General features: G+C 68.2%; 10 protein-coding genes. 3 read left to right on the top strand and 7 right to left on the bottom strand.

All coding sequences use genetic code 11. The features are described from left to right. Positions 1-291, top strand: a 291-nt coding sequence (locus tag U9980_RS08250) for a glycoside hydrolase family 15 protein (RefSeq protein WP_416210196.1), incomplete at its 5' end; no start/stop codon positions are given. Between the two features lie 156 nt (positions 292-447). Here U9980_RS08250 and U9980_RS08245 read toward each other — a convergent pair. After that, entirely contained in the window at positions 448-708 is a 261-nt protein-coding gene (locus U9980_RS08245; RefSeq protein WP_322755481.1) for a cell division protein CrgA, read from the bottom strand. Between the two features lie 443 nt (positions 709-1151). On the opposite strand from U9980_RS08245, the gene U9980_RS08240 reads away from it, so the two are divergent. Together U9980_RS08240 and U9980_RS08235 are read left to right on the top strand one after the other, a co-directional pair. Continuing rightward, a complete protein-coding gene (locus U9980_RS08240; RefSeq protein WP_322767391.1) occupies positions 1152-2909 on the top strand; it encodes an AMP-binding protein in 1758 nt (585 codons plus the stop codon). A 96-nt stretch (positions 2910-3005) separates the two neighbouring features. Then, a complete protein-coding gene (locus tag U9980_RS08235; RefSeq protein ID WP_322749466.1) occupies positions 3006-3653 on the top strand; it encodes an aminodeoxychorismate/anthranilate synthase component II in 648 nt (215 codons plus the stop codon). 219 nt (positions 3654-3872) lie between these two features. Here the strand turns inward: U9980_RS08235 and pknB are convergent, their stop codons facing one another. From pknB to U9980_RS08205, 6 genes are read right to left on the bottom strand one after another with little or no spacing between them, the layout of a single operon-like run. Further along, on the bottom strand, positions 3873-5867 hold the full coding sequence (pknB, locus tag U9980_RS08230; RefSeq protein WP_322767390.1) for a Stk1 family PASTA domain-containing Ser/Thr kinase: 1995 nt from the start codon (positions 5865-5867) through the stop codon (positions 3873-3875). After that, the gene (locus U9980_RS08225; RefSeq protein WP_322767389.1) at positions 5855-7567 is read right to left on the bottom strand and encodes a protein kinase domain-containing protein; all 1713 of its coding nucleotides are present in this window, start codon (positions 7565-7567) and stop codon (positions 5855-5857) included. The genes pknB and U9980_RS08225 overlap by 13 nt, the downstream gene beginning before the upstream one ends. Beyond that, complete coding sequence (locus tag U9980_RS08220) at positions 7564-9018, bottom strand: penicillin-binding protein 2 (protein ID WP_322767388.1); 1455 nt, start codon at positions 9016-9018, stop codon at positions 7564-7566. Before U9980_RS08220 ends, U9980_RS08225 begins: the two co-directional genes overlap by 4 nt. Beyond that, positions 9015-10496, bottom strand: a complete 1482-nt coding sequence (locus tag U9980_RS08215) for an FtsW/RodA/SpoVE family cell cycle protein (RefSeq protein ID WP_322767387.1) — start codon at positions 10494-10496, stop codon at positions 9015-9017. Before U9980_RS08215 ends, U9980_RS08220 begins: the two co-directional genes overlap by 4 nt. A 10-nt stretch (positions 10497-10506) precedes the next feature. Next, entirely contained in the window at positions 10507-11895 is a 1389-nt protein-coding gene (locus U9980_RS08210) for a PP2C family serine/threonine-protein phosphatase (protein ID WP_322767386.1), read from the bottom strand. Then, positions 11892-12416, bottom strand: coding sequence for an FHA domain-containing protein (locus U9980_RS08205; protein ID WP_322755489.1), 525 nt, complete (start codon positions 12414-12416; stop codon positions 11892-11894). The genes U9980_RS08210 and U9980_RS08205 overlap by 4 nt, the downstream gene beginning before the upstream one ends. Positions 12417-12864: the final 448 nt, after the last annotated feature.

The following is a 12864-nucleotide window of genomic DNA, read 5'->3' as shown; positions in this document are numbered from 1 at the left end:
GGGAAGGAGGGCGCCTTCCTGATGTGCTCCTACTGGTTGGTGTCCGCCCTGGTGGAGATCGGCGAGGTGGTCGCCGCCCGGCAGCACTGCGAGCGGCTGCTGAGCTTCGCGAGCCCGCTGGATCTCTACGCCGAAGAGCTCGACCCGAGCACCGGCCGGCATCTGGGGAACTTTCCGCAGGCGTTCACCCACCTGGCCCTCATCAACGCGGTCATGCACGTGATTCGGGCCGAGGAGGGCTCAGGGGCCACCGGCCTCACACCAGTGGACCTTGAGCCCAGTGCCCCGTGAGTCCGGTGCTCCGTGTAGCTCTTTTGTTGCTTATCGCGATGACCGGCAGGTCGCGGGTGCAAGCTGTGGGCCACCACAGTGCGATATCCACATTGTGGACAACTGTTGGGGATGAATGACAGCCGTGGAACTCTTTGGGAACACCACTGGTATGCGCTACCGCCACTGGGTAGCCACTCCAAGGCCAACCACGACAAAACCGAACCCAATCAGGATGTTCCAGGCGCCTAGACTGTCCAGTCCGGGGACGTTGCCGTTGGAGAAGTAGTAGACCAACAGCCAGATGACTCCGATCGCGAAGAGCGCCAGGATCATTACGCCCACCCACGGCGGCGACGGCGGCTTGTGCTTGCGGACCTGGGTGACCTGCGGTGGTGACGTGGTCGACTTCTTCTTGCGACGCCGGGAAACGGGCACTTCGAGGCTCCTTGAGGACCGTGACGACCTTCGTGGGCTGGCCGGGGCCATCCCGGCCGAGGGCATCGGCCGGGATACTGCGGACCACCTGTCCCACAGGGTAGACAGGCCCGGGCTCACGCCTGGCCGAACGGGCCATTGCGAACGTGTCCGGCCAGGTCCGTACAGTCGGACACGTTCGGCCAGGTCCGTACAGTCGGACACGTTCGGCCAGGTCGGCACGATCTCTGAAGGCGGGCCGGTCCGGCCGGCGCCCAGGATGCCGGCGACTCCCCGGCATCCACGGTGGGCACTCCCGCTGCCGCCCTACCTGCCGCGTCCCTGTCGCCGGGAGCTTCGAGCTGTTTCCCGTTCGTTTCCTTGCCAGAATGACGCTCAACCGCAAACTGACTAGGAGTGTGCCCGCGATGCCAGGTGGATCGACAACCGAGCGGGAGACCGTCATGACCGAATCCACCACCTATGCTGACAGGCCGTGGCAGTCGTCGTATGTCGAGGGTGTCCCCAGGGAGGTCGAGGTCCCTGATATCACGTTGGGGCAGTTGTTCGAGAATGTCGTGGCCAGGTTTCCGACAAGTCCGGCGATTTCCTTCTTTGGTACTACCACGACCTACAGCGTCCTCGACGAACAGGTCGGGGCATTTGCCGGCGGCCTTGTAAAGCTGGGCGTCCGGGTGGGTGACCGGGTAGCGCTGATCCTGCCGAACTGTCCGCAGCACGTGATCGCTTTCCAGGCGGCGGTACGGCTCGGCGCAATTGTGGCCGAGGCGAATCCCCTCTATACCGAGGCCGAACTCACCCACCAGCTCGCCGACTGCGGAGCGGAGTACGTGATCTGCCTCGACCGGACCTACGCGGCGGTTGAGGCGGCCCGCCGATCCGGCCGGACCAGGGTGCGCGAGGTCATCTCCACCTCGATTCCGGACTTCCTGCCGAAAAAGGACCAGCTGCTGCTGCGGCTACCCATCGCCAAGGCGCGGCGCAGGCGTGCCGAGATTGTGACGGACCTGCCTGCGGACGCCCGGGCACACGCATTCCTGGACGTGCTGAGGACCGGCCGGGCCGAGCCGGTGAGCACCTCGGCCCAGGCAGCCCCGTCCGACGTCGCAGTCCTGCTGTACACCACGGGAACGACCGGAACGGCCAAAGGCGCGATGCTGACCCACCGAAATCTCGTCACGAATGGCGAGCAGGGTCGGGCCTGGATCGTCGACGCCCGCCTCGGCCACGAGGTGATTATTGCGGTACTGCCGATGTTCCACGCATACGGCATGACGCTGTGCCTGATTCAGGGAATGGTGCTCGGTGCGCACGTCGTCCTGCTGCCGAAGTTTGACGTGACCATGGTATTCGACGCCATCGTCAGGCACCGTCCGACGCTTTTCCCGGGCGTTCCGCCTATTTATCAGGCCCTGTTGGACAACCCACGGGCGCGGAGCGTCGACCTCACCTCGCTGCGGGGCTGCCTGTCCGGCGCGATGAAACTCCCCGCCGATCTTCAGCGGCGTTGGGAGGCCGCGACCGGTATGCCGGTCGTCGAGGGATACGGCATGACCGAGACGTCACCGTTGACCCACGCCGGTCCGTTGGGAGGTACGACACGCCCGGGATGGATCGGGCTGCCCGTCCCGTCCACCGAAGCGAAAATCGTCGACAGGGACGACCCCACCCGGGAAGTGCCGGTGGGCGAACCCGGTGAGTTGCTGGTGCGGGGTCCGCAGGTGTTCGCCGGCTACTGGGAAAACCCGGAGGCCACCAAAGCGACGCTGACCGAGGATGGCTGGATCCTCACCGGTGACATCGCGCGGATGGACGCCGATGGCTGGTTCGAGATCGTCGACCGGAAGAAGGAGATCATTATTGCGGGTGGATTCAACATTTACCCGACCGAGATCGAGGAGGTCCTGTTGGCGATACCCGAGGTCGCCGAGGTCGCCGTGATCGGCGTCCCGGACGCCTACCGTGGTGAGACGGTCAAGGCCTTTCTGGTGCTGCGGTCCGGTGCGTCGCTCACCGTCGACGAGGTGCGGGCACACGCAGCCAAGGAGCTGTCCGCATACAAGGTTCCCAAGATTTTCGAATTTCGGACCGAGCCACTGCCGAAGATCGGGATTGGCAAGGTCCTGCGCAGGGCGCTGCGGGATGCGGAGAAGGCCGACGTCGGGACGGGCAAGCCGGATCCGGACGCTGCCGGCGGCTGAAGCCCTGCTGGTTGTCACTATGGTCGAGCGGCGCCGCCGCGATCCGCCGGAGCATCCGGCCGGTTCCGGGTAGGGATAGGCGGAGGGGACAGGCAGATGCGGATCCTGGTTGTCGACAACTACGACTCGTTCGTGTTCAACCTGGTGCAGTATCTCGGCCAGCTCGGCGCGGACAGCGTCGTCCGCCGCAACGACGAGGTCGACGTTGACGATCTTGTCGCGCTCGGTGTCGCCGGGGTGCTGGTCTCACCCGGGCCGGGAACGCCGGAGGCGGCCGGGGTGAGCGTCCCGATGGTGCGCGCGTGCGCGGCGGCCGGCGTCCCGATGCTCGGGGTGTGCCTGGGCCATCAGGCGCTCGGGGTGGCGTTCGGGGCCACGGTCGACCGGGCGCCCGAGCTGCTGCACGGCAAGACGTCGGTGGTCCAGCACGCCGGCACCGGTGTGCTGGCGGACCTGCCGTCACCGTTTGTCGCGACGCGTTATCACTCGCTCGCGGTGGATGCCGCAACGCTGCCGGACGAGATCGAGGTGACCGCGCGTACCGAGAGCGGTGTGGTCATGGCGATGCGCCATCGGACCCTTCCGCTGGAAGGCGTCCAGTTCCACCCGGAATCAGTACTGACCCAGGGCGGCCACCTGTTGCTGGCCCGTTGGCTGTCGGTCTGCGGGGACGACATGGCGCTCGCGCTGGCGCCGGCGCTGTCAGCAGAGGTCGAAGCCCTGCGTCAGACGGCCTTCGTCTGACCCGGTGCCCCCCGTTGACTCTGGGCCCGTTGACCCTGGGCCCGATCGATCCCACTTAGAGCGCCCGGCAATAGGGGACGCGGCGTCGCGTGGTTGGGGCACGCACCTCGCCACGTTGTCGTCGGTCGCCACCCAACACCAGGGTGACTCCCTCCTCCGCCTCGCGATCTACGCACCCCAACCACGCTCCTTCATCCACGCCCCAATTGCCGGACGCTCTTACTGAAAAAGTCCGCGCCGGGTACTCGACGAGGTCGGGGAGGCGGCCGTCGGCGACGGCGACGGTGTCGCGCTCGGGGAGGGCGACGGACTACTGGACGGCGTCGCTGACGGCGTCTGGGTCGGCGTCTGGGTCTCGGTCTGCTGCTGCTGTGAGACATACAGCGTCACGGTCGACGTGCGGCTGACCGAACTGCTTCTCGGCGGGCTCTGGGCGACCACGGTGCCGGTCGGCTGACTGCTCACCCTGGACTGCTGGATCACCTTGAGGCCGTACCCTTCCAGGGTGGCCTGTGCCGCGTCGAGCGGTTGGCTCGTCACGTCCGGGATGGTGATCTGCTGGCTGACCACGGAGATGGTGACCGTCTCGCCGGAGGTCACCGATGTTCCGACATCGGGGTCGGCGGACTGGACGTAGCCCGGCTTCAGAGTGCTCGCACCGGTGAAGGAAGCCACCTTGGGCGTGAGCCCGGCCGCCTTCAGCTGAGTCACCGCGTCGTTCTGGCTAAGACCGACCACCGGCGGCACGGTGAACGCTCCAGGGCCGGCCGACACGCTGAGGGTGATCTGCGCGGTCTTGGCCACCGTGGTGCCCGAAGACGGATCAACCGCGGTGACCTGGTCCTTTGGCGCATTGTCCTGGACGGTATTCGACCGGATGTTGGTGAAACCGGCGTTGTTGAGGTTGTTCTCGGCGACGGTCTTCGATTGCCCGACGAGGTTTCCCGGGATCTTCGTCGTGCCGCTGGCGGTGTTGGCGGTCGAGCTGCCACCGAGGAATTTGGTGGCCATCAACGTGACGATGACGAAGACCGCCACCACCGACAGCCCGGCCAGGATGTACTTCCAGGCGGCCGACCGTCGCTCGGGCTCGGGCGGCGCTCCGGCGTCGACCGGGCCGCCGTCGCTCAGACCGGTGCCACCGCCGCCCGCCCGGTTGTAGCCGCCGGTTTGGTCGTAGGCGTTCTGGCCGTATGCCGTCTTGCCGTAGGGGTCGTCGCGGGAGTCCGGGTAGTCGTCCCCGTAGTAGGCGTCACGATCACGGGAGATCACCTGCGTCCCCGTTGGCGGCCCGGGTGGGTTCAGCCGGGTGGCGAGCTGGTCGCCCATGAGTGGTGGCGCGTAGATGCGCCGGCCGGTAAGAGCACGTTCGAGGTCGTCGCGCATCTCCCCGGCGGTGGAGTAGCGGCGGTCGGGATCCTTTTCCATCGCCTTGAACACGATCGCGTCGGCATCGGGGGTGATGTCGCGGTCATGGGTGGACGGCGGCGCCGGGTTCTCTCGCACGTGCTGGTAGGCGACGGCGACCGGGGAGTCGCCGCGAAACGGTGGCAGTCCGGTCAGCAGCTCGTAGAGCAGTACTCCGGTCGAGTAGACATCGCTGCGGGCGTCCACCCGGATCCCACGCGCCTGTTCGGGCGACAGGTACTGGGCAGTGCCGATCACCGCGGCGGTCTGCGTCATGTGGGACGTGGTGGCAGCGGTCGCCCGGGCGATGCCGAAGTCCATCACCTTGACCGAGCCGTCCAGGCAGAGCATCACGTTCGCGGGCTTGATGTCCCGGTGGATGATGCCCATCCGATGGCTGTAGTCGAGTGCGGCGCACACGTCGGAGGTGATTTCCATGGCCCGGCGTTCGGTGAACCGACCCTCGCGCTGGAGCGCGTCGCGCAGGGTGCGTCCCTCCACGTACTCCATCACGATGTACGGAATGGTCATGCCGTTGATCAGGTCTTCACCGGTGTCGTAGACGGACACGATCGCGGGATGGTTGAGCGCCGCGGACGACTGCGCCTCGCGTCGGAACCGGGCCAGGAAGGTCTCGTCGCGTGCGAGATCAGCGCGCAGCGTCTTGACCGCGACCTCGCGCCCGAGCCGTACGTCGCGACCGCGGTAGACCTCGGCCATACCGCCGTAACCGAGGATCTCGCCCAGCTCGTAGCGCTCACCCACCAGGCGGGGCTCGGTCCCGAACACCTCAGTCACGCCTGCCACCCGTGCTCGCCCTTCCGGTCGTTCCCGGTCACGCTGTCATCGGTGACGATGCCACCCCCGGCCCGAGGCACGTGCACCGCCCAGCTCGGCGGCGGTGCGCTTGTGGCTGACCCGTTACTCCCGGCGATCGTCCGAGTGATCAGCGCGGTGACGGCCACGGTGGCGATCAGAAGGAGAATCAGGACGGGTAGCGACAGCTTTCGTCGGCCCTCGCCCGGCGAGCCGCCGTGGCTGCCGTCAGCTCGCCGCCGGGCCGCCCGTCCACCGGGCGGCCGGAGCGCGGTGCGGTTCGCGGGAGACGGCTGCCAGGCATGGATGTCCGACTGCGCGACGTCCGGCCGGCCGGTGGGGGCGGACGACGGAGTGTGGGTTCGAGCATCCCAGGGCGCGGATGGGGTGCCGCCGGCCGGGCCCGCATTGTCGTCGGACGCTTCCTGGAATGACCCGCGAACGGCGCTGTGGTCACGTGCCTGGCCGTTGTGGGGCTCCACATTCCAGCTGGACCGAGCGTCCCAGCGGGACCGGATCTCCTCGGGGGATCCGGTGTTCCAGGACGGCTGGCGGGTCCACGACGGCGGCCGCTCCCGGGCGGGCTGCCCCGGCGCGAAGTCCGGCCCGCCACGGCTACCGGCCGGACCGGGACGCCTGGCGGTGGTATCCGAGCCCGGGTGCGGCACGGCCCCCGGGCCGACGCCCCGGCGGGTCGCGTCGGCGCTCCACAGGCTCCGGCGGATCGCGGCGGCGGTGCGGGCGAACCCGTCGGCGGACGCCGGCCGGCGGGCCGGATCCTTCGCCATCGCGGCCTGCACGAGGCCGCGGACCGCTTCGGGTACGTCAGGTGGCAGCGGCGGAGGTTCTTCCTGCTGGTGCGCCATCACGACGACGATCGGGTTGCGGTCGTCGAAGGGACGCCGGCCGGCGAGGCACTCATAGGCGACCACGCCCAGGGAGTACACGTCACTTGCCGGTGTCACCGGCCGCCCGGATGCCTGCTCCGGGGAGACGTAGTACGCCGTGCCCATCATGATGCCGGTGGCGGTCAGCGGTGCGGCGTCGACCGCGCGGGCGATGCCGAAGTCGGTGACCTTGACCGCGCCGTCGGTGCGCAACAGCAGGTTGCCGGGCTTGACGTCGCGGTGGACCACCCCCAGGGCGTGCGCCGCCTGCAGGGCGTCCGCGGCCTGGCCGAGGATGTCGAGGGTCTTCTCGGGGGACAGGCGCTTCTCCCGGTGCAGCAGCGCGGACAGCGGCTCGCCCTCGACCAGTTCCATCACCAGGTACGCGGTCGGATGATTACCTTGGACGATGACTTCGCCGTAGTCGTAGACCGACGCCACGCCCGGGTGCGACACCCGGGCGGCGTGCCGGGCCTCGCCGCGGAAACGGACGAGGAACGACTCGTCGCTGGCGTATTCGGGACGCAGCAGCTTCACCGCGACGGGACGGCCGAGGGTCTGGTCGAGACCCCGCCACACTTCACCCATGCCGCCGGTGGCGATCCGTCCTTCCAGCAGGTACCGGCCGTCCAGGACGGTGCCCAGTGGTGAGCCGCCGAAGGGGTGCGCGACTACCGGCGCGACAGCCGGCGGCCCTACCGGTAGTGACCCCGGCGGTGGCGCGACAGGCGCTGGCGGCGGGCTGGCCGGTGCCGCGGCACCGGGGTACGGTTCGCCGAAGCCCGGCGGGGCTGGATGTGTCACCGGCGGGCGTCCAATGTGGCCTTCATGACCTGCTGGGCCACGGGTGCGGCCACCGCGCCGCCCGTACTGAGCTCGCCGCCGCCGCTCTCGACGATCACCGCGACGGCGATGGTCGGGTTGATCGCCGGGGCGAAGCCGACGAACCAGGCGTGTGGGGGCTCGTTGTCGCCGTGCTCGGCAGTGCCTGTCTTGCCGGCGACGGCGACCCCGGGAATCTGCGCCTTGGTGCCGGTGCCGCTGGTGACCACGCTCTGCATCATGGTGTTCAGGTTGGCGGCGACGTCGGGTCTGACCGGTCGTTTGTAGACCTCGGGTTCGGTCCGGCTGATTGCCTTCAGGTCGGGGCCGAGTAGCTCGGACACGAGGTAGGGCCGCATCATGACCCCGTTGTTGCCGATTGCCGCGGCCACCTGGGCCATCTGCAGCGGCGTGACCTTGTCGTCGAACTGCCCGATGGCCGACTGCGCGGTCTGCGCACCGTCGAGTTTAGCGGTTGGATACACGCTCGGTACCTGTGCCAGGGGGAAGTCGGGCACGGTCGAGTTGAAGCCGAACGCCTCGGCCTGCGCCCGCAGGGCGGCGTCACCGAGGTCGATGCCGAGCTTGGCGAACGCGGTGTTGCAGGAAATCGTCAGGGCGTGGATGAGCGTGTCGGTCTCGCCGTCGCCGCAGCGTTCGCCGGCGAAGTTCGGCAGGACGGTCCGGCTCTGCGGCAGCGGAAGTGCGTCGGGGGCGGCGATGCGCTCCTCGAGCTGGTGGCCGGCGGCCAGGGCTGCCGCCGCGGTGATCAGCTTGAACGTCGAGCCGGGCGGGTACGTCTCCTGGGCTGCGCGGTTGAGCAGCGGCTTGTCAGGGTCGGTGTTGAGCGCCTGGGCGGCCTTACTGGCCGTCGTGTCGTTGTGGCTGGCCAGCTGCGTCGGGTCATAGCTCGGGCTGGTCACCATGGCGAGGATTTCGCCTGTTCTCGGGTCGAGCGCCACCACCGCCCCCTTGCGGTTGCCGAGCGCGGTGGTCGCCACCTGCTGGATCTGCGGGACCAACGTGGTGACAATGCTCCCACCCCGCTGTTCGTGGCCTGTTACCAGGTCGGAGACCTTGGACACGAACAGCCGCTGGTCCTCACCGGACAGGAAGTCGTTCTGGGATCGCTCCAGGCCAGCGGAGGTGTACAGCCCGTAGTAGCCAACGATGTTGGAGTAGAGCTTCGCGGCCGGGTACTGCCGCTGGAACTTGTACTCGTCGTCCACCGGGACGGAGCTTGCGACCGCCTGACCGCCGGCCACGGCGATCGAACCCCGCTCCCGCTCGAGCCGTGCGGTGATCTGGCGGGCGTTGCCGGGCTTGTGCCGCAGGGTGTCGGCGTTCTCGGCCTGCAGCCAGTTGGCGTTGACCAGCAGCGCGGCGAACAACACCAGACACGCGATGGCGACCTTGCGGATGGGTGCGTTCATGTTGTCTTCACCACCTGCGTCGGGCTGTCGGCCACCGCGGTCGGGTCGAACAGCGGCGCGGCCGGCGTGGCCGACGCCGGGCGCCGGTAGGAGTCACTGATCCGCAGCAGCAACGCGATGATGGCGGCGTTGGAAACGATCGACGATCCTCCGTAGGAGATGAACGGCAGGGTCAGACCGGTCAACGGGATGAGCCGCATGACGCCTCCGACCTGTACGAAGACCTGCAGGGCCAGCGACGCGGACAGGCCGGTCGCCAGCATTTTGCCGAACGGGTCACGGGCGCCGACGGCGGCTCGCAGGCCACGCGTCACGACCAGCCCGTAGATGACGAGGATCGCCATGATCCCGGCAAGACCGAGTTCCTCGCCGATGCTCGCGACGATGAAGTCGGTGTTGGCGAAGGGAACCCGCTGCGGGCTGCCCTGCCCGAGCCCGGTACCGGTGATTCCGCCGGCCGCGAACCCGAACAGGCCCTGTACCAGCTGGAACGATTTGTTGCTGGGGTTGTCACCGTCGAACGCGTGCAGCCAGCCGTCCACCCGGACCTGGACGTGCCCGAACAGCTGATAGGACAGCACCGCGCCGAGCATGAACAGACCGAGCCCGATCACGACCCAGGACGCCCGCTCGGTCGCGACGTAGAGGATGACCAGAAACATGCCGAAGAACAGCAGGGACGACCCGAGATCCTTCTCGACGACCAGGACACCGAGGCTCGCCAGCCATGCCACGAGGACCGGTCCGAGGTCGCGGGCGCGCGGGAAGTGCATCCCGAGGAAGGATCGGGAGACCACCGAGAGGACGTCGCGCTTGTTCACCAGGTAGCCGGCGAAGAAGATCATCAGAATGATCTTCGAAATCTCACTCGGTTGGAAGGTGAACGGGCCGATCCGCAGCCACAGTCGGGCGCCGTTGATGGTCGCTCCGATCAGCGGCATGGCTGGCAGCAGCAGGAACACCAACCCGACAAGACCGGCGGTGTAGGCGTAGCGCGACAGCGTCCGGTGGTCCCGGACGACGGCCAGGACCAGCACGAAAACGATGAGAGCGAGCAGCGTCCACACCAGCTGGAGCTGGGCCGTGCCAGCCGGAACGTGTTTACCGGCCCGTACCGCGGCAGCGGCCTTGGCCAGGTCCAGCCGGTAGATCATGACCAGGCCGAGACCGTTGAGGGCCGCGACAAGCGGCAGCAGGATGGGGTCGGCGGCCGGCGCGAACCGCCGTACCGCGAGGTGCGCGAGCCCCCACAGCGCCCCGAAGCCCAGGCCGTAGGTGAAGACCGACGGGGTGATGGTCCCGTCGACTGCCAGCACCACGGCTGCCAGCGCGGCCGTCGCGAGCAGGCCCGCGAACAGAAGTAACCACAGCTCCCGCTGGCGATAGGGCGGCAGCTGCGCTCCGGCCGGGACCGGGGACCGGGCGAAGGTTCCGGTGAGGTCGACCGCCTTGCCGCGGAGCGGGGGGAGGCCTGTCATCCTGCGGGCGTCATCCTGGTGCGGCGGGCGACGGGGCGCAGGTGGGCAATGAGATGGTGCCGCACGGTACCGAGACGGTGACGCTTCCGGCGGACGCGTCCCCGGTGGGTGTCGGGGTCGCCGTCGGCGTGACCGCGATCGGATCCGTGATGTCCGCCGCCGCACTCTTGAGGCTCTGCCTGATGTTCGTGACGAAGGCGCGCGCCTCGCCGAGGCTGCTCACCGGGTGACCATTGGTCACATCGTCGCTTACGGACTTTTGGAGATCACTCACCGCGATGACGGGATTCACGGACTCCTTGAACCAGTGCGGGGAGATCCCGACGAAGTTCCCGGGCACCCCTTCGAAGATTGCTACATGCTGGTTGTCCACACCCACGTAGTACTGCCGGTGGAGGTAGAACCAGGCCCCCAGGGCCGCGGCACCGAGGAGCACGACGGCGCACAGACCGGCGAGTACCGGCCGGGGGACATGGCGTCGGGCCGAGACCGCATCGGGTGCGTCACCGGGGTCCGGGTCGCGCCGGTGGGTGCCGATCCGACCGATCCTGGCACCCTTGGCGGCCGGTGACTCGTGGTCGGGGAACTGCGGGTTCGGGCCGGTACGGGCGGCCGCGGCACCCGGCACGATCCGCTTCTCCGCGGCGGCACCGGCGATCAGCGGGCGGTTGTCACCCTCGTCATCGTCCTCCACCACGTCGGCGACGACGACCGTGATGTTGTCGGGACCGCCGCCCTTGAGCGCGAGTTCGACCAGCCTGTCGACGACATCCTGCGGGCCGGGCAGCAGCAGCGCATCGTGGATGGTCACCTCGGTCACGACCCCGGACAGACCGTCGGTGCACAGCAGGTACCGGTCGCCGGTGATCGCGTCCTGGATGAACAGGTCCGGCTCGACGTCGCGCCCGTCAAGGGCACGCATCAGTAATGACCGCTGTGGATGCGTGTCGGCCTGCGCGGGAGTGATCCGTCCCTGGTCGACCAGATCCTGGACCAGCGTGTGGTCATGGGTCACCTGGCGCAGGACGCCTTCGCGCAGCAGGTAGGCGCGTGAATCGCCGACGTGCAGCACGCCGAGACTGATTCCCGACAGCAGCAGCGCGGTGACTGTCGTGCCCATGCCTTCGAGCGAGCCGTCCTCGCTGGCCATTGCGCGCAGCTCGGCGTTGGCCTGGTCCACCGAATCCGCCAGCGCGTGCAGGATCTCGCCGCTACCGACGTCCGCGTCCAGGTCGGCTAGCTGGGAGATCACGGTGGAGGAGGCCACCTCACCGGCCGCGTGTCCGCCCATGCCGTCGGCTACGGCTACCAGCCGCGAGCCCGCATAGGCGGAATCCTCGTTGCCTTCTCGGACGTGGCCGACGTCCGAGCGAACGGCGTAGTGAAGCCTAAGGCTCACCGGTGAAGCTCCAGGACGGTTTTCCCGATCCTGACCGGCGCGCCGAGAGGTACCGGCATGGGACTGGTCACCTTCGTGCGGTCGAGGTATGTGCCATTGGTCGAGCCCAGATCTTCGACGAACCACTGGCCGTCGTGGGGGACGAGTCTTGCATGCCTCGCCGAGGCGAAGTCGTCCTCCAGGACCAGAGTTGAATCCTGCGCCCGTCCGATGGTGACAGGCATCGGTCCAAGTGGAAGCATCGTCCCCGCAAGTTGACCCTTAGTAACGACAAGTTTGCTCGGTGTTCGCGATCGCCGACTGGGAGGCTTGCTCGGCGGTCGAGCTGGTGGCGCTTGGCGGGCGGGCGTCGGGCGGAGCGGACGTGCTGCCGCCTGAAGGTTCTGTTGTTGGCGTTTTGTCGGCCCGAACACGTCCAGCCGGACGGCCCGGACAGCGGCGAGGACAAATGCCCACAGTAGCACCAAAAAACTGATTTTAACGACAAGTAGCACCAGGTTGCTGGGTGCGGATCCGTTCATAGCGGCCTACCAGCCGCGATCGGTCTGAGGTGGTGGGGCGGCTCCAGCCGGTCGCTCGCGCTGGGGTGGGCTCCGGCGCGGGGCGGGGGGAAGCTGATCTGGACGGTACGTCTCCTGCTCGTGCATGTTGTCGTCGGGATCAATCGGCCGGACGTCGCGTCGCGGGTCGCGCTGGCCGTCTGGAATTGCACGATCGTAGGGCGGGCGATGGCCGACGGGAACCCCAGGGCCGGCCACGGTCGGGCCAGGCCCGACCTGAGGTGGGCCGGGTATGCGGGTAGCCCGCTGGTCACGCGGGTCATGACGGTCTGTCCCACCGCGGTGCTGGCCTTCCCTCCCACCGTAGGGGTCGTCGTAGCGCGGACCGCCACCATACGGATCGCCATATGGGGAAGTCGGCTGCCCCCCTACGGGTTGGCCGGTTTCGGGTCGGCCGCCGCCCCGGTAG

Origin of the sequence: Protofrankia sp. Cr1 (genome assembly GCF_963555865.1) — a bacterium.
Taxonomy (GTDB): domain Bacteria; phylum Actinomycetota; class Actinomycetes; order Frankiales; family Frankiaceae; genus Protofrankia.
This window is presented reverse-complemented; position numbering and strand designations above follow the sequence as displayed.